General features: G+C 50.9%; 13 protein-coding genes. 10 read left to right on the top strand and 3 right to left on the bottom strand.

The window, feature by feature from the left end; translation table 11 throughout:
- Nucleotides 1-157 precede the first annotated feature (157 nt).
- A complete protein-coding gene (locus tag G8768_RS09960; protein WP_166844641.1) occupies nt 158-475 on the bottom strand; it encodes a DUF6763 family protein in 318 nt (105 codons plus the stop codon).
- 445 nt (nt 476-920) lie between these two features.
- On the opposite strand from G8768_RS09960, the gene G8768_RS09955 reads away from it, so the two are divergent.
- The 6 genes from G8768_RS09955 (at nt 921) to G8768_RS09930 (ending at nt 5814) form a co-directional block, all read left to right on the top strand.
- Nucleotides 921-1601: a TetR/AcrR family transcriptional regulator gene (locus G8768_RS09955; protein ID WP_166844643.1), complete on the top strand. Its 681-nt coding sequence runs from the start codon at nt 921-923 to the stop codon at nt 1599-1601.
- Nucleotides 1602-1631: 30 nt separating this feature from the next.
- Nucleotides 1632-2666: a beta-N-acetylhexosaminidase gene (gene nagZ / locus G8768_RS09950; protein ID WP_243749476.1), complete on the top strand. Its 1035-nt coding sequence runs from the start codon at nt 1632-1634 to the stop codon at nt 2664-2666.
- 170 nt (nt 2667-2836) lie between these two features.
- The gene (locus G8768_RS09945; protein ID WP_166844645.1) at nt 2837-3949 is read left to right on the top strand and encodes a mechanosensitive ion channel family protein; all 1113 of its coding nucleotides are present in this window, start codon (nt 2837-2839) and stop codon (nt 3947-3949) included.
- A gap of 1 nt (nt 3950) precedes the next feature.
- A complete protein-coding gene (locus tag G8768_RS09940) occupies nt 3951-4502 on the top strand; it encodes a hypoxanthine-guanine phosphoribosyltransferase (RefSeq protein ID WP_166844648.1) in 552 nt (183 codons plus the stop codon).
- A 48-nt stretch (nt 4503-4550) separates the two neighbouring features.
- Complete coding sequence (locus G8768_RS09935; protein WP_208020153.1) at nt 4551-5375, top strand: S-methyl-5'-thioinosine phosphorylase; 825 nt, start codon at nt 4551-4553, stop codon at nt 5373-5375.
- Nucleotides 5376-5601: 226 nt separating this feature from the next.
- Nucleotides 5602-5814, top strand: coding sequence for a cold-shock protein (locus tag G8768_RS09930; protein ID WP_166844650.1), 213 nt, complete (start codon nt 5602-5604; stop codon nt 5812-5814).
- Between the two features lie 87 nt (nt 5815-5901).
- Here the strand turns inward: G8768_RS09930 and G8768_RS09925 are convergent, their stop codons facing one another.
- Nucleotides 5902-6930 (bottom strand): CsiV family protein, encoded by a 1029-nt coding sequence (locus tag G8768_RS09925; protein WP_166844652.1) that lies wholly within the window; start codon nt 6928-6930, stop codon nt 5902-5904.
- Between the two features lie 74 nt (nt 6931-7004).
- Complete coding sequence (mfd, locus tag G8768_RS09920; RefSeq protein WP_166844654.1) at nt 7005-10466, bottom strand: transcription-repair coupling factor; 3462 nt, start codon at nt 10464-10466, stop codon at nt 7005-7007.
- 382 nt (nt 10467-10848) lie between these two features.
- On the opposite strand from mfd, the gene G8768_RS09915 reads away from it, so the two are divergent.
- From G8768_RS09915 to G8768_RS09900, 4 genes are all read left to right on the top strand, one after another.
- Nucleotides 10849-12246, top strand: coding sequence for a glyceraldehyde-3-phosphate dehydrogenase (locus G8768_RS09915; protein WP_371315440.1), 1398 nt, complete (start codon nt 10849-10851; stop codon nt 12244-12246).
- A gap of 831 nt (nt 12247-13077) precedes the next feature.
- On the top strand, nt 13078-14424 hold the full coding sequence (locus tag G8768_RS09910) for a Na(+)-translocating NADH-quinone reductase subunit A (RefSeq protein WP_166844658.1): 1347 nt from the start codon (nt 13078-13080) through the stop codon (nt 14422-14424).
- Nucleotides 14425-14426: 2 nt separating this feature from the next.
- Nucleotides 14427-15626 (top strand): NADH:ubiquinone reductase (Na(+)-transporting) subunit B, encoded by a 1200-nt coding sequence (locus G8768_RS09905; RefSeq protein WP_166844660.1) that lies wholly within the window; start codon nt 14427-14429, stop codon nt 15624-15626.
- On the top strand, nt 15619-16404 hold the full coding sequence (locus G8768_RS09900) for a Na(+)-translocating NADH-quinone reductase subunit C (RefSeq protein WP_166844662.1): 786 nt from the start codon (nt 15619-15621) through the stop codon (nt 16402-16404). The genes G8768_RS09905 and G8768_RS09900 overlap by 8 nt, the downstream gene beginning before the upstream one ends.
- Nucleotides 16405-16406: the final 2 nt, after the last annotated feature.

Genomic DNA, 16406 nt, shown 5'->3' with positions numbered 1-16406 from the left:
GCTCGAAATCTTTGAAGGATGAATCAGTTTTAGGAAATAAAAAGAGGTCCATACAGAGCAGGTATTGTTTAGGAAATACCTGCTGAGTGCGAAGGGGGCTGTTACATCCTTGTTCCTCTATTAAATAGCGTGAGACTTCTGGTCGTGTGAGACAGAATTAAAAATCATCGAAGCCGGTAAAGCTTTCGGGTTCAATCGAAGCGAGGGGATTCCCACCGTCCATGGGAACCAGAACTTCATCGCCGACATAGCTGTCTTCCTGGCTCATTTCATAACCGGCGGCGGCATCTTCTGGTGCTTCCGCTGGCCCAATAGTCAGTTGCTGCCAGGAATCCATGTCGTATTCACCCAGACCGCCATCGGCGTATTGTATTTCGATGGTTGCCGCATGTTCATCAATGGCTACCACTTCAAAAATCTGTCCCAAGGCTAGGTCGTTGTACCAATCACCAATGATTGGGAGTTGATTTGCCATTGCGTATTACCTCCAAACGTACATATTTCTTGCGATTGCTAAAGGCTACAGATAACGGGGCTTTGCTCGATCAAATTTTCATTGCTTGATGCGCAAAATACCACGGTGGGGCGGCTTGTACAGTGTTTGAGGTCATGACTTTAAGCGCCATAATTTGATCTTAATCATGGCATTCGTGATGGCCCCCGCTAATTGATTCATTTTGTTGAAGTTTTAATTGTGGGAAAAAATCGGGCCAAAGTTGTTTAAACATTAACGTTCTATACAGGATTCTGTACATAATAAGATTGTCTAAAAAATAGACGTTTTGCTTCGTAAAGGTGCAGGGAAAACCCAGTTTTGTACATGCTCACAAGGCTTTTCCTGAGCATTGCTGAGCCCTTGACAAGCACTGGGCAGCTCAGTATTTTCAGCTCCTTGTCTGTAGAAAAACTGGAAAGGCTGAATGGCCCAAAAAGAAACCGTAGAACGTATTCTCGATGCCGCGAGCGTTCTATTTGCCGAGCGGGGCTATGCGGAGACCTCTCTGCGCACAATAACAACAGCCGCTGGCGTAAATCTGGCTTCAGTGAATTATCATTTTGGTTCTAAAAAGGCACTGATCCAGGCGGTCTTTGCACGCATTCTGGATCCCTTTTGCAAGCAGTTGGCCAGCAATCTTGATCGCCTACAGGGCAGTGATCAGGTTGAGGTTGAAGCGATGTTTCGCTGCCTGTTCAGTACGCTGATGGAAACTGTTGCCGCGAAACCGGGTCTGAACCAGGCCGAACAGGTATTGGAGTTACAGCGCTTTATGCGCCTGCTGGGCATGGCCTATACGCAATCCCAGGGGCATTTGCGTCGTTTTATCGTGAGTCAGTATGGTGATTTATATCGCCGTTTCCTGAATTTACTGCGAGAGACTTTGCCCGGCATTAATCCGGTGGATTTTTACTGGCAGCTTTATTTCCTGCTGGGGGCTACGGTGTTTACGCTCTCCAGTATTGATTCCATTCAAGGCATTATCGAAGATAACTTTGCTGAACACAGCGGCGTTGAACGTGCCCTTGAATTATTGATTCCCACCTTAACCCGAATGATGCAAATCCCGGCTTCACCTGCAAGCCCGGAGGGCATAGCCCTTTAAATTCGGTCTGCTTATTGAAGAGATGTTGATTTGACGAAAGCAACGATGGGCCCCGGGCCTTTAATGATGGATGTCGCTGGACTGGAGCTGACACAGGAAGATGTTCACTTTTTGCAGAAGCCCTGTGTCGGCGGTTTGATTTTATTCAAGCGCAATTACGCCGATCGAGCCCAGTTGTGCCGATTGGTGGAAAGCATTCGCGAGCAGCGCCCCGATATTATCATTGCGGTTGATCAGGAAGGGGGGCGCGTCCAGCGTTTGCAGGAAGACGGTTTTAACCGGCTGCCACCGATGCAGAGATTGCGTGATCGTGCCCGCTCTTCTGACAATATTGAACAGGAAGCCGAGCAACTGGCCTACCTGATGGCCAGTGAAGTGATGGCCTGTGGCATCGATATCAGCTTTGCTCCGGTGTTGGATGTGGATGACTGTTTTTCCAGCATCATTGGCGATCGCTCCTTTTCCGATAAGCCCGATGAAGTAACTCGCCTGGCGGGCGCTTTTATGCGTGGTATGTCAGCGGCGGGTATGGCCACCACCGGAAAACATTTCCCGGGGCACGGTGCCGTTCAGGAAGACAGCCATCTGACTTTACCGGTGGATGATCGCCCCTGGGCGGATATTGCCGAGCGTGATCTGGCGCCTTTCAAGCTGCTGCTGAACCAACTTGATGCGGTAATGCCAGCACATATTATTTTCAGCCAGATTGACGATCAACCCGTGGGCTTTTCAAAGCACTGGTTGCAGCAACGTCTGCGCAAGGATCTGGGCTTTGACGGTGTGATCTTCAGTGACGATTTGAGTATGGAAGGTGCCGTGCAGGCGGGCAGCTACGCTGAGCGCGCCGAGGCCGCTTTGGATGCCGGCTGCGATATGGTGCTGGTGTGTAATAACCGCGAGGGAGCTCTGGAAGTTGCCCAATCCCTCGAAAATTATGAGTTCAGCCCCAAGAGCCGGGAGCGCCTCTCGCGCATGTTAGCTCGCCGCCAGTGGCAGTGGAGCGATTTGCAGGGGGATAAACAGTGGCAGGCTGGTGTCAAAGTTGCCGAAGAGATGCTTGCCTAGATTGAGAAGCCTTGCGTTGCTGGTTTGTGCGATTAGAAGCATGTTTTCAGGGCATGCGTTCAAAACCAAGTTGGCTGGCCCATCGTCTAAGTAAACCGCTGTTCACGAATAATTAACTCGGACCGATGCGAAAGGTTCGAGACAAGACCATTTCAAAGGATTAGAGGCAAATGAAGTATTCTGCGATTTCCATCCCGGATTGGCTGTCTGAGATCACCGGGCGGGAGAACACCTGGATCGTTGAAGTATTTATTATCGTACTGGCGACCTTGTTGGCCGCATTCGCGGCTCGGATTATTTTCAATCGCTTAATGGCCCACGCGGCCAAAAGTAAAAACCTGTGGGACGATGCGTTGATCGAAGCCGCCCAGAAACCTGTACGCTGGTTTATCTGGTTGATCGGTTTGTGCTGGGCGATGGAAATTTCTGCTGGCCAATCCGAGGTTAATCTTCTGCAGGCGGTTGGGCCTATCCGTGAAGTGGGTGTGGTGGCGTTGATCGCCTGGTTTCTGGTGCGCTTTATCAGCCGTGCTGAGAAAAACCTGACGGACCCGGAATATACCCATCAGCCTCTGGATCAAACCACGGTAACGGCCATGGGCAAGTTGCTGCGGGTGTCTGTCATCATCACGTCGGTTTTGGTGGTGCTGCAAACCCTGGGGTATAGCGTCTCGGGCGTATTGGCCTTTGGTGGTATCGGTGGTTTGGCGGTGGGTTTTGCCGCGAAAGATTTGCTGGCCAATTTTTTTGGTGGCTTGATGATTTATATGGACCGTCCCTTTAAGGTGGGTGACTGGGTGCGCTCCCCGGATAAGAATATTGAAGGAACCGTAGAGGATATTGGCTGGCGCCTGACCCGTATTCGGACCTTTGATAAACGTCCATTGTATGTGCCTAACTCGACGTTTACCCAGATTTCTCTGGAAAATCCGTCGCGCATGCTAAACCGCCGTATATACGAAACCATCGGGATTCGTTATGACGATGCCGCTAAAGTCACCGCGATTGTGAATGATGTGAAGGCTATGCTGGAGAATCATGATGAGATCGATCATAACCAAACCTTGATGGTGAACTTCAATGCATTTGCGCCGTCTTCTCTCGACTTTTTTGTGTACACCTTTACCAAGACCGTAAATTGGGCGCACTACCACGAAGTCAAACAGGACGTGCTGCTAAAGATTCTCGACATTATCGCGGCCAATGGTGCCGAGTGTGCCTACCCGACATCAACCATTCATTTAAATGCCATGAGCACAGAGCCTCCGGCAGGGCAGTCTTGATATGAAACTGGTGGATAAAAAGCTGCAGGCGGTGTGGGATAACGCTGAGTGTTTGCACAGTGCTGAAGCCTTGGAAAAGGGCGTGCAACATATGGCGAAGGGCATTCGCAAGCAGCTGCATGATCAGAACCCCTTACTGTTGTGTATTATGAATGGGGGGCTGGTGACCTGTGGTCAGCTGTTGCCTATGCTGGATTTCCAGTTGCAGCTGGAATATGTCAATGCGGCTTCTGGCCCGAGTGGCAAGCAGGAAACGCGCTGGCCGGCGCTGTCACAAATTTCCATTGAAGGGCGCAGTGTTTTATTGCTCGACGATATTTTTGATATGGGCAACAGTTTGCACTCCTTGCAGGAATATTGTCTGGAGCAGGGTGCCAGTAAAGTTCTTACCGGTGTGCTGGTTGAAAAGAAGCACTCGCGCGCGAAGAAAGACATCAATATTGATTTTCATGCCGTCACTGTTGGTGATCGTTTTATTTTTGGTGCGGGACTGGATTACCAGGGGTATTTACGCAATGCGCCGGGTATTTATGCCGTCGCGGCCAAAAAATAAAACACGCCCGATCTAAACCTCTTTTATCTATTAAATATAGGAACGCCTGTGAGTTTGAATATTGACGCTGGGCTGGTGGCTTCCTGTCGCCAGCAAACTGTGCAAAAACCGGAAACCCTGGCATTGGCGGTTATTGGTGGTTCCGGCCTGGATGATTATCCTGGTGCTGAAGTGGTCGCGGAAATTTTCGTGCCTACGCCTTATGCAGATGCGTCTGTTGTTGTAAAGCAGATCCGTCTGCCACAGGCGAGCAATGCCATTATTTATTTTCTTCCCCGACACGGATCAAGCCACAGTGTGGCACCTCATCTTATTAATTACCGTGCCAATATCTGGGCCTTGAAAGCGTTACAGGTGGAGCAGATCATCGCGGTGAATGCGGTGGGTGGAATCTCTGAGGAATTACCCCCGGGCCGCCTGGCTTTGTTGAGTGACGCGATCGATTACAGTCATGGTCGTGAGGGAACCTTTTTTGATGGCGGCCTTTATCCGCTCGATCATATCGACAGTTCACAGTTGTTTAATAAAAGTTTGAATGAGTCACTGGCGGATATCGGTGGTCTGTCTTCGGGTTACTGTTATGGCTGTACCCAGGGGCCGCGTATTGAAACGCCAGCCGAGATTAAACGCTTGCAAAGAGACGGTTGTGATGTGGTGGGGATGACTGCAATGCCTGAAGCTGCACTGGCGGCTGAAGCGGAAATTTCCTACGCAGCGATTGCCATGATAGTGAATTGGGCGTCAGGTTTGAGCGATGAAATTATTACTATGGATGACATTTATTCTCAGCTGATTTCTTGCACTGAGGAAGCTCGTGACATTATTCAGTCCTACAGTGCAAAGTTGCAAGGTTCTTGCGCCAAATCCCAATAATGAGTACTAGACAATCAATAATAAATAAACTACAAAGTACTAGTCGCCACAATCCTTATGGTCTTTTTCAGGATTTGGGCGCCAGGCGGAAGCGCTATCGCTATCGTTGGGTAGTTTAAGCTCCGCCTTGGCTTGATGTACGATCAGCGTAGAGCTGACAAATGCCAAGGGAAACGGCGGAGATAAAAAACTAGTTATGATTAGTTTATAAGAAGGGTGGTTAGGAATGTCAGATCGTGCAAACGGTGTAGTCAAGTGGTTTAACAATGCACGGGGCTATGGCTTTATTACAAGGGGAGAGGGTAGTGACGATGTGTTTGTGCACTACCGGAGTATACGTGGAGAGGGTTATCGATCGTTAGCCGAAGGGCAAAAGGTTGAATTCGATCTTCAAGATGGTGACAAGGGTCTTCAAGCTGAAGACGTCGTTTGCCTCTAGGATCTCTTAATAAATAGAACAGTAAAGCCGTGGTCGCAGTTCTGTTGACCATGGCTTTGAAGTTGTCAGGTTTTTGGCTCGCAGCGTTTAATTGGCCGGGTTTGAAATCACGGCTGTGCTTTGTTCTTCGACAGGCGCGCTTTGTTGAGCGGGCAGGCTTGGCAGCAAACGATTGTCGTAGGGCCAGACGGGTGCCTCAATCGGTGTAAGCTGAATGAGCAAGCCAAACGCTGGATGGTCAATGTAGTGGATCTCACCGCTGCGCATACGACGCTTTTGCTTCAACTGCTCGATACTGCGTACAACGTAGTTATTTAAGGAGTTGCCTGGAGAATTGCTTAAAGAGCTACCAGAGTCATTGTTGGTAAAGGTGTCGCTGTTCTGACCCTGCCAAACAAATTCATTATTTTCCAATCGATTATTGTCGACGGCGACTTCGCGAAAAGGTGAGGGGCGTTCCGGCAAGCTCAACCAGCGACCATAATCTTCTTCCTGGGCAAAACCAAACTGACTCAACCAGATATTAGTTTCAATGTGCAGATAGCGTGAACGGCTCAATTGAATGTAGCCTTCCAATTCCTGGTGGTCACCAAAACGCTCGCCGCCGTGGATGACAATGTTGAATTGCTTTTGTTGCGGTGGCAGTTGGAGGTTCCAACGCTTATGAAACAAGACGCGCTGGTTTTTGCTTCGCGCGAGACTGCCAGCCTGTCGTTTTAAACCCTCTTCTGCCCTTGGGCTGCTGACCACAAAGTGACCTGGAATCAGCTCTTTTTCACGCTGTACTTCGGTCAGCGGGGGCGTGCTGTCTGGATTCGGGTTTGCATCGGGCAGATTACTGGCTGTTTCGGTTTGCGCTTGAGAGTCGGCATGTTGACGGGCGCTCATGTCCGCAATGGTGTCGGCTTCAAGTACACTCATACTGTTCTTGGGGTAGCTCAGGTTTAAGCGTTCCATATTCAGTGGAAGCTCGTTCTGATTGATTTGCAGTCGCTTAAAAGCAATGACCTCAACAGCATACCAGTGTTCCTGTTCGGTCTGTGCGCTTTGGGCTACAGCGGTCTCTCCCAGGCTGATGGCCAGTAGGCAACTTAGGGCTTTGTGGTAGAGCTTCATTGAGTGTAATCCTTAGCGAGCGTAAATCTTTAGCTTATGACCGTCATAGCGGCGATCAGTTTCCGGTTCAGCGCTTACGAGGCCGGCTTGCCACTCAGGCTGCTGAGTAATTGTTCCACCGTGCTGATGCGAGCTTCGTTATTGTCCAAGTCCAGGCTGAACCGTAACTGATTCGCGCCATTGAGTTTAAACTTCTGTGGCTGCTGTTGCACCATATTGACGATGGTGATTGGATCAACCTGGGTTTGACTGGCAAATTCCACCAGGCCGCCCTGACTTCCAGCTTCCAGTTTCTCGATGCCGAGACTGGTGGCCTGCAGTTTCAGTTCTGTGACCCGGAACAGGTTTTTAATTGCATCGGGCAGTAAGCCAAAGCGGTCGATCATTTCAACTTGCAGTTCGCGCAACTGGGCACTGTTTTCCGCACTGGCAATGCGCTTGTATAGAATCAAGCGGCTGTGGGTGTCAGGCAGATAATCTTCCGGTATCAGTGCTGGCACGCGCAGGTTGACATCCACCTGGGTATCCAGCGGGTCTTCGATGTTAGCGGTCTCACCGCGTTGAATGGCTTTTACCGCCCGATCGAGCATGTCCATATACATGGTGAAGCCCACGGCCTGCATTTGCCCGCTCTGATCATCGCCGAGCAGTTCACCGGCGCCGCGAATTTCCAGGTCATGGGTAGCCAGAGTAAATCCGGCGCCGAGATCCTGGGCATTGGCGATCGCTTCCAGGCGCTTTTGGGCGTCCCGTGTCATGGCTTTTTTATTGGGCGTCAGCAGATAGGCATAGGCCTGGTGGTGGGAGCGACCCACGCGGCCACGAAGTTGGTGCAACTGGGCCAAGCCAAATTTGTCGGCACGATCGATAATAATGGTGTTGGCGTTAGGAACGTCGATACCGGTTTCGATAATGGTGGTACACAGCAGGACATTAAAACGCTTGTGATAGAAATCACTCATTACCTGTTCCAGCTGGCGTTCGCGCATTTGCCCGTGACCGATCGCGATGCGGGCTTCGGGCACGGCGGCCGCCAAATCATCGGCTACTTTTTCAATGGTCTTCACTTCATTGTGCAGGTAGTACACCTGGCCACCACGCAACAGCTCGCGCAAAATCGCTTCTTTTACCAGTCCGGAATCGCTTTCTCGCACAAAGGTTTTTACCGACAGGCGCTTGGCCGGGGGCGTGGCGATAATGCTCAAGTCGCGGATGCCTGACATGGCCATATTCAAGGTACGAGGGATCGGTGTGGCGGTCATGGTCAGAATGTCTACCTCGGAGCGCAACGATTTAAGTTGTTCCTTTTGGCGCACCCCAAAACGATGTTCTTCATCAATGATCAGTAAGCCCAGTGATTTGTAATTCAAACCGGCTTGCAGAATTTTGTGGGTACCAATCAAAATATCCACGTTGCCGTCGGCGAGTTTCTTTTCAACGTCCTGGGTTTCTTTGCCGCTGCGGAAGCGGGAAATCACTTCGATGTTGACCGGCCAATCGGCAAAGCGATCTTTGAAATTTTCATAGTGTTGCTGGGCGAGCAGAGTGGTGGGCACCAGCATGGCCACTTGCTTGCCAGAATGCACGGCAAGAAAGGCGGCGCGCATGGCCACTTCGGTCTTACCAAACCCGACATCACCACAGACCAATCGATCCATGGCTTTTTCCTGGGTCATATCACTGAACACGGCTTCAATAGCGGCTACCTGATCCGGTGTTTCCTCAAAAGGGAAGCCCGCAGCGAAATCGTCGAAGGCATCTTTGGGGTCGCGGAACTTAAAGCCTTTTCGAGCCGCTCGGCGAGCGTAAATGTCCAGCAGCTCGGCGGCCACATCGCGAACTTTTTCTGCGGCTTTGCGTTTGGCTTTTTGCCATTGCTCGCTGCCAAGGCGGTGTAAGGGTGCCAGGGATTCTTCGGCACCGTTATAACGAGCAATTAAATGCAGGTTGGCGACCGGTACATAGAGCTTGGCTTCGTCGGCGTATTCCAGCATCAGGAATTCATCGCTCTGGCCATCGGTATGAATGGTTTGCAAACCACGGTAGCGACCAACACCGTGATCAATATGCACGACTGGTGCACCGATGTTCAGTTCGGCCAGATTTTTGACCACAAAGTCGCTGTGTTCGGATTGTGCTTTGCGACGGCGTCGGGTTTGCTGAACACGTTGGCCGAAGAGTTGGGATTCGCAAATGACACTGACATTTTCTTGAGCCAGAACCAGTCCACGGTCCAGAGGCGATACAATGATAGCCAGGTCAGCATCGCTGTCTACGAATTCCTGCCAGCTTTCCATCTGGGTTGGCTGCAGGCGGTTTTTGCGCAGCAGATCCAGCAGGGATTCCCGGCGACCTGCGGATTCGGCACTGAACAAGACACGATTATCGTCTTGCAGTAAAAACGCTTCCAGAGCCGTGAGTGGGTTGTCAGCTTTGGCATTGACAGGCAGTTCAGGCGGCTGGCGGCAGGCAAATTCAACACAGCTTGATGATTGCTTGTCCGGATTCAGTTCAATGCGCGGATAGTTTTTTAATTCCGCAAATAGTTCACCGGCGCTTAAAAACAAACGCTGGGGGTTCAGTAATGGGCGTTCGATATCGCCCCGGCGGCTTTCATAGCGCTCACTGATATCCCGCCAGAAATTTTCACTGGCCTGGTGGCAGGGGCCGCTTAATAAACACAGTGTATTGTCTGGCAGGTAATCAAACAGGCTGGCGCATTCATCAAAAAATAATGGCAGGTAATACTCAATGCCTGCTGGTGCGATGCCCGCAGCGATGTCTTGATAGATGCTGCAGGCCTTAGGATTGCTATCGCTGAATTCTTCGGTCCAACGCTGTCGGAACTGGCGCAGGGAGGCGGCGTCTACCGGAAACTCCTTGGCGGCCAGCAGTTCAACTTTTTCGACTCGATCCTGACTGCGCTGGGTTTCTGGGTCAAAGCTGCGTAAGGAGTCCACTTCATCGTCGAACAGGTCGATGCGATAGGGCACCGCTGAACCCATTGGGAAGATGTCCAGCAGTGAACCGCGTACAGCAAACTCTCCGTGTTCGTACACGGTATCCACACAAAGGTAGCCGGCCTCCTGCAATAATTTGCGTTGTTGCTCAATATCAAACTGCTGACCGACCTTTATGTACAAGCTGGATGCGCTGACAAAACTGGTGGGTGCCAGGCGGTGCATCAAGGTGGGCATGGCGCACAGCACGATACCCGATTGCAGTTGTGGCAAGCGATAAAGGGCGCTCAGGCGTTCAGAAATAATATCCTGGTGGGGAGAAAAGTTATCGTAGGGCAGGGTTTCCCAATCACCGAAGTGAATAATGGTTTGCTCAGGCGCGTAAAACGCAATCTCGGACTCAAGTTGCGCCGCTTCGGCGCCGCTATGGCAGACCACCAGCACGGGGCCCGTGTGGGCTTCAGCACTGCGGCTGATGGCCAGGGCTCCCGCTGAACCATGCAAACCCTGCCAGTAGAGGCTTTGGGTCTTGCTGGCCTCAATGGGTGGCTGAAGGGGGCTGACGCGTTGGTTCATGTTGATATCTCTTACGGTTTGCTCGCGGTGACATGATCTGCCTTGCATGTGCCGATTGCTCAAGTTGAGGTTCAGGCAGCCTTCGCAAGGCATCGTGGCGCGCTATTGTAACCAGTTTATGAAAAGGGGCCAGAGTATCCATTAGATTTATGGTCGGCATTCGCCATTCTCCCTTGCGGAAGGGGCATTGAATCACGATAATAGCGCCCACTCACAAGCCCAGCTGCTGGGGGTGGGACGCCCAAGGGATTGGAATGACAACTTTGTTCAACCGTCACTGGTGCCGATAGCGCCAGTTCAACTAAAGGTAAGTACCGTGAATCGACCTAAGCCGGACGACTACTTTAAAGATTGGAAAGAGCGCGAAGCGCTGGCCGAGGCCATGATCCCAATGATCGGCCGTTTAAACCGCGAAAAGAACATCGGCATTTATATGTACGGCCGTTCTTTGGTAAACCGCTCTGTCATCGACATCATGAAGTCGCACCGCTTTGTGCGTCAGGTTGAATCCAACGAATTGTCTGAATTTGAAAGCTTCCCAATCCTGGAAGCCGTTTGCGCTATGAATCTGGGCCCGGCCCACATCGATCTGGGCAAGATCACCGTAGCCTATATGAAAGAAGGCGGCCCAATGGAGCAGGGCGTTAGCGCGGCCGATTTTGTTGCTCAGGAGCTGTCCGGTCTGGTTGGCAGTAACGAGAAGCCTCTGCCTGAATCACAAGACGTTGTTCTGTACGGCTTCGGTCGTATTGGTCGTCTGGTTGCGCGCCTGCTGGTAGAAAAGGCGGGCAGTGGTGATGTGATGCGTCTGCGCGCCATTGTTGTGCGTAAGGGCAAATCTCCGAACGATCTGGTTAAGCGTGCAAGCCTGTTGCGTCGCGATTCTGTTCACGGTTCTTTTAAAGGCACCATCCGTGTTGACGAAGAGAACGAATCTCTGGTTCTTAACGGTAATGAAGTTAAGGTGATTTACGCCAACTCGCCGAGCGAAGTTGACTACACCGAGTACGGCATTAATAACGCGATTATTGTTGATAACACCGGTGTATGGCGTGATGAAGATGGTCTGGGCCAGCACATTGCCTGTAATGGTGCATCCAAGGTTATCCTGACTGCGCCAGGTAAAGGTAATATCAAGAACATCGTTTACGGTATTAACAATGGCGACATTAAGCCTGAAGACAAGATTCTGTCTGCGGCGTCCTGTACCACGAATGCCATCGTACCGGTTCTGAAATCCATGATGGACGGCTTCGGAGTGAAGCACGGTCACGTTGAAACCGTACATGCCTACACCAATGATCAGAACTTGATCGATAACTACCACAAGGGCGATCGTCGTGGTCGTTCTGCGGCGTTGAATATGGTTATCACTGAAACAGGTGCCGCAAAGGCGGTTGCCAAGGCCTTGCCTGAATTGGCGGGCAAATTGACCGGTAATGCGATTCGTGTGCCTACCCCGAACGTGTCCATGGCGATCTTGAATCTGCAGCTGGAAAAAGAAACCACGGCTGAAGAAGTGAATGCCCATATGCGTGAAGCGGCTCTGCACTCCAGATTGCAGCAGCAAATCGATTACACAAACTCGCCTGAAGTGGTTTCCACGGATTTTGTGGGTTCGCGTCATGCTTCGGTCTTCGATTCGGAAGCAACCATCGTTGATGGTAAGAGTGCGGTACTGTACTGCTGGTACGACAATGAGTTCGGATACAGCTGTCAGGTACTTCGCTGTCTCGAGGATATGGCCGGGGTTAACTACAATATGTACCCTAAAGCGTAATCTTCCGAGCGTGGAAAAAACCGGGGCAAGCCCCGGTTTTTTTATGCCCGTTGATAGCCGCCGCTCACAGGGCAGGGCGTGCCACGAAAGGCTTTGTGGTTTTTGCCTGGGTGAATAATGACCGCATTGTCGAAAATTCGACAATTCCTAGCGATCCCCTTCTTTTTTACTTAAAAAAAGGCGAAAACTTTGCTCTTAAGCTGGCAAGCTACTCTTGGCCTCTTTATAATTGCGCCGTTTTAGTTCTATGTGGCTAAAACCCGCAGAAAAATCAGTATCTTGCCCCTGAAAAATGATGTTTTAGGTGTCATTTTGCTGAAAATGCAAGCATCTCGTGCGAAATATGAGGTTTCTACTAAACTGGTAAGGATTCAATTTGACCTGCTATGGGAGTTGGCGGGCAATTAGGATGAGATCCTACAGTATCGGCAAATGTTGGAAGTGGGTTTAAGACCAGAAGTTCCCCACATTGGTTCCATGGATTGCCCGAAGACGTAGATACGCTCCGCGAGAAATAAGAAAAGAAAGAAAATACCGGCGAAAACAAGAGCAAGAGTCGCCCAGACAGGTTTTAAGAACCGGTTTGAAACAGAATTTAGAGCAGCAGCCGTTTGATGTAGTAGCCTGTAGGCTTTCAATGCTTTCCGATAAAGCATCTTCACTGTCTAACGCGCTTGCCGCCCGTTTGCTCAAAAGGCAAACATTATGTCCAGGTACTGTACGGGTGCCGGGCACAGAATACATAGGCTGAGTTGCTGTCGATGCTTAAAAGGTGTCACATAAGACGACTTGGCCTATCCACTTTTCTTTTAAGTGATTAGGCAGAGACGTATGATAAATATCCGTCGGGGACTCGATCTACCCATAACTGGGGCTCCCGAGCAGACCATCCATGATGGTCCGTCTATTCGCTCTGTCGCCGTAATTGGACCTGACTACCATGGTATGAAACCGACCATGGAAGTCTCCGTAGGCGACAAAGTGAAGCTTGGGCAGCTGTTATTCACCGATAAAAAGACCGAAGGCGTGCGCTATACAGCGCCGGCTGCTGGTACCGTGGCCGCGATTAATCGCGGTGCACAGCGTATGTTGCAGTCGGTGGTGATTGACGTAGAAGGCGATGAAGCAGAAAGCTTCGCCAGCTACAGCGTTGAGCAGCTGTCTTCCTTGACTGAAGAGCAGGTTAAAGAAAACCTGAACAACAGTGGTCTTTGGGTGGCACTGCGCACTCGTCCGTACAGTAAAGTACCTGCACTGGACAGCGCACCCAACTCCATCTTTGTAACGGCGATGGACACTTCTCCATTGTCCGCAAACCCCGAGGTGATCATTCGCTCCCAGCGTGATGACTTCGTTAACGGTTTGACCGTGCTATCGCGTTTGACCGCGGGCAAGGTTTACGTCTGTAAAGCTTCTGGTGCTGATGTACTGACCGGCAATAACAGCCGTGTCGAAAGCCATGAGTTCTCGGGTGTTCACCCTGCGGGTAACGCTGGCACCCACATTCATTTCCTGGATCCGGTCAGCGCGACAAAAACCGTGTGGACTATCGGCTACCAGGACGTGGTAGCGGTTGGTAAATTGTTCACTTCAGGTCAAATTAGCACAGACCGTGTTATCGCCATGGCTGGCCCTGGTGTTGAACAACCTCGTTTGGTTCGTACCCGCCTGGGTGCCAACACCGATGAATTGACCGCAGGTCAATTGAAAGCCGGTGAGCAGCGTGTAATTTCAGGTGGTGTTTTCGGCGGCCGTACCGCTCGCGGTGCCTACGCCTATCTGGGTCGCTATGCGAATCAGATTGCGGCCTTGCAAGAAGGTGACGGCGAACGCGAATTCATGCACTACCTGCGTGCAGGTGTGAATAAGCATTCTACATTGGCTTTGTATATCTCCAATTTGATGAAAGGTAAGTTGTTCGACTTCACCACATCGGCGAATGGTTCCGAGCGTGCCATGGTTCCGGTGGGTGCTTACGAGAACATCATGCCGCTGGATATCCTGCCGACTCAATTACTGCGTGCCCTGATTGTGGGTGACACTGATGTCGCGCAGAAGTTGGGTGCTTTGGAGCTGGATGAGGAAGACTTGGCGCTGTGCACCTATGTGTGCCCGGGTAAGTACGAGTATGGCCCCATCTTGCGTGACAACTTAACGCGTATTGAGAAGGAGGGTTAAGTATGTTGAAAAAGCTATTAGACGGCATGTCCCCCCATGTACATCCGGGTGGCAAGTACGAAAAATGGTACGCCCTCTGGGAAGCGGTTGATACCGGCTTCTACAAACCAAAAGACGTAACCAAAACCACAGCTCACGTGCGCGATCACATTGATCTGAAGCGCATTATGATCACTGTATGGATCTGTACCTTCCCGGCAATGCTGTGGGGCATGTACAACGTTGGCTTCCAGGCCAACACCATTATGGCTGATATGGGCATTACCGAAGTTGAAGGTTGGCGCGGTGCGCTGATCGCCTTGTTTGCCAGTCATGATGCCGCCAGCATCTGGGACAACCTGGTACACGGCGCCGCTTATTATCTGCCGATCTACATGACGGTGTTTGTTGTGGGTGGTTTCTGGGAAGTCCTGTTCGCCATGGTGCGCAAGCACGAAGTGAACGAAGGTTTCTTCGTTACCTCGGTACTGTTCTCACTGACCTGTCCACCAAGTCTGCCTTTGTGGCAAGCGGCGCTGGGCATCAGCTTTGGTGTGGTTATCGCCAAAGAAGTATTCGGTGGAACGGGTAAAAACTTCCTTAACCCGGCTCTTGCGGGTCGTGCCTTCCTGTTCTTCGCTTACCCATCTTATATGTCGGGTGACGCGGTTTGGGTTTCTGTTGACGGCTACACTGGCGCGACGGCTCTGTCTGTAATGGCGAGCGGCGGCGTTGAAACCGTTGTGAACAATGGCCTGAGCTGGATGGACGCGTTCCTGGGCAAGATGCAGGGTTCAATTGGTGAAACCTCAACTCTGGCATTGATTATCGGTGGCGGTGCCTTGCTGGTGATGCGAATCGCGGCATGGCGAATCGTAGCGGGTGTGCTGGTCGGCTCTCTGATCATGACCATGATCTTTAACGCGATTGGCTCCGATACTAACCAAATGATGAATGTGCCTTGGCATTGGCATGTTGTCGTGGGTGGCTTTGCTTTCGGTCTGTTCTTTATGGCGACCGACCCGGTTTCCGCCTCCATGACCAACACGGGTAAGTGGATCTTCGGTGCGCTGATCGGTGTGATGGTTATTCTGATTCGTGTGGCAAACCCTGCTTTCCCTGAAGGCATGATGTTGGCCATCCTGTTCTCCAACCTGTTTGCACCTCTGATCGATCACTTTGTGGTGCAGGCGAATGTTAAGCGGAGGTTGGCACGTGGCTAATAACGATACTATTAAGAAGACGCTTATTGTTGCACTGTCCTTGTGTATTGTTTGTTCGATCGTTGTATCGACAGCGGCGGTGGTATTAAAGCCATCCCAGGATGCCAATAAGCAATTGGACTTCAACAAAAACATTTTGGCAGCAGCCGGTTTGTTAACCGACGGTGCCGATGTCAATGAGTTGATGAAAAAAGTAACGCCGAAGCTGGTTGATCTGAGCACCGGTAAGTTCGTTTCTGCGGATGATGTTGAAGGTATTGTGAGTGTTGATGCCTACGACCAGAACAAAGCTGCGAAAGATCCGGCCTTGTCTGAAGCTCTGAGCGGTGACAACGATCCTGCGAAAATCTTGCGCAAAGAAAAATACGCCAAGGTTTACATGATCAATGGCGACAACGGCAATTTGGAAACCATCGTACTGCCTGTTAAAGGTTACGGTTTGTGGGGTCAGCTGTATGGCTTCATGGCTTTGGGTTCAGATCTGAACACCGTAGTAGGTGTGGGTTTCTACGATCACAAAGAAACGCCGGGACTGGGTGGCGAAGTTGACAATCCAAACTGGAAAGCCAGTTGGGTTGGCAAAAAGATGTATACAAGTAATGGCGATGTTGCGTTGAGAATTCTGAAGGGTAAAGCGCCTTCCGGTTCTGAAAGTGAGATCGATGGTCTTTCCGGTGCCACGTTGACCACTCGCGGTTTGGATAATCTGTACCGCTACTGGTTGGGTGAAAGTGGTTATCGTCCGTTGTTAAACAATTTGCAAAAAGGGGAGGCCTAAGC

Source organism: Pseudoteredinibacter isoporae, assembly GCF_011602085.1.
Classification (GTDB): Bacteria; Pseudomonadota; Gammaproteobacteria; order Pseudomonadales; family Cellvibrionaceae; genus Pseudoteredinibacter; species Pseudoteredinibacter isoporae.
The sequence above is the reverse complement of the archived record's forward strand: the minus strand, read 5'-3'. Positions and strand labels throughout refer to the sequence as shown.

What these genes read in the sequence shown, in the direction of transcription:
- G8768_RS09960 (WP_166844641.1), bottom strand. Translation starts at nt 475, where the DNA reads ATGGCAAATCAACTCCCAATCATTGGTGATTGGTACAACGACCTAGCC.
- G8768_RS09955 (WP_166844643.1), top strand. Translation starts at nt 921, where the DNA reads ATGGCCCAAAAAGAAACCGTAGAACGTATTCTCGATGCCGCGAGCGTT.
- G8768_RS09945 (WP_166844645.1), top strand. Translation starts at nt 2,837, where the DNA reads ATGAAGTATTCTGCGATTTCCATCCCGGATTGGCTGTCTGAGATCACC.
- G8768_RS09940 (WP_166844648.1), top strand. Translation starts at nt 3,951, where the DNA reads ATGAAACTGGTGGATAAAAAGCTGCAGGCGGTGTGGGATAACGCTGAG.
- G8768_RS09930 (WP_166844650.1), top strand. Translation starts at nt 5,602, where the DNA reads ATGTCAGATCGTGCAAACGGTGTAGTCAAGTGGTTTAACAATGCACGG.
- G8768_RS09925 (WP_166844652.1), bottom strand. Translation starts at nt 6,930, where the DNA reads ATGAAGCTCTACCACAAAGCCCTAAGTTGCCTACTGGCCATCAGCCTG.
- mfd (WP_166844654.1), bottom strand. Translation starts at nt 10,466, where the DNA reads ATGAACCAACGCGTCAGCCCCCTTCAGCCACCCATTGAGGCCAGCAAG.
- G8768_RS09915 (WP_371315440.1), top strand. Translation starts at nt 10,849, where the DNA reads ATGATCCCAATGATCGGCCGTTTAAACCGCGAAAAGAACATCGGCATT.
- G8768_RS09910 (WP_166844658.1), top strand. Translation starts at nt 13,078, where the DNA reads ATGATAAATATCCGTCGGGGACTCGATCTACCCATAACTGGGGCTCCC.
- G8768_RS09905 (WP_166844660.1), top strand. Translation starts at nt 14,427, where the DNA reads ATGTTGAAAAAGCTATTAGACGGCATGTCCCCCCATGTACATCCGGGT.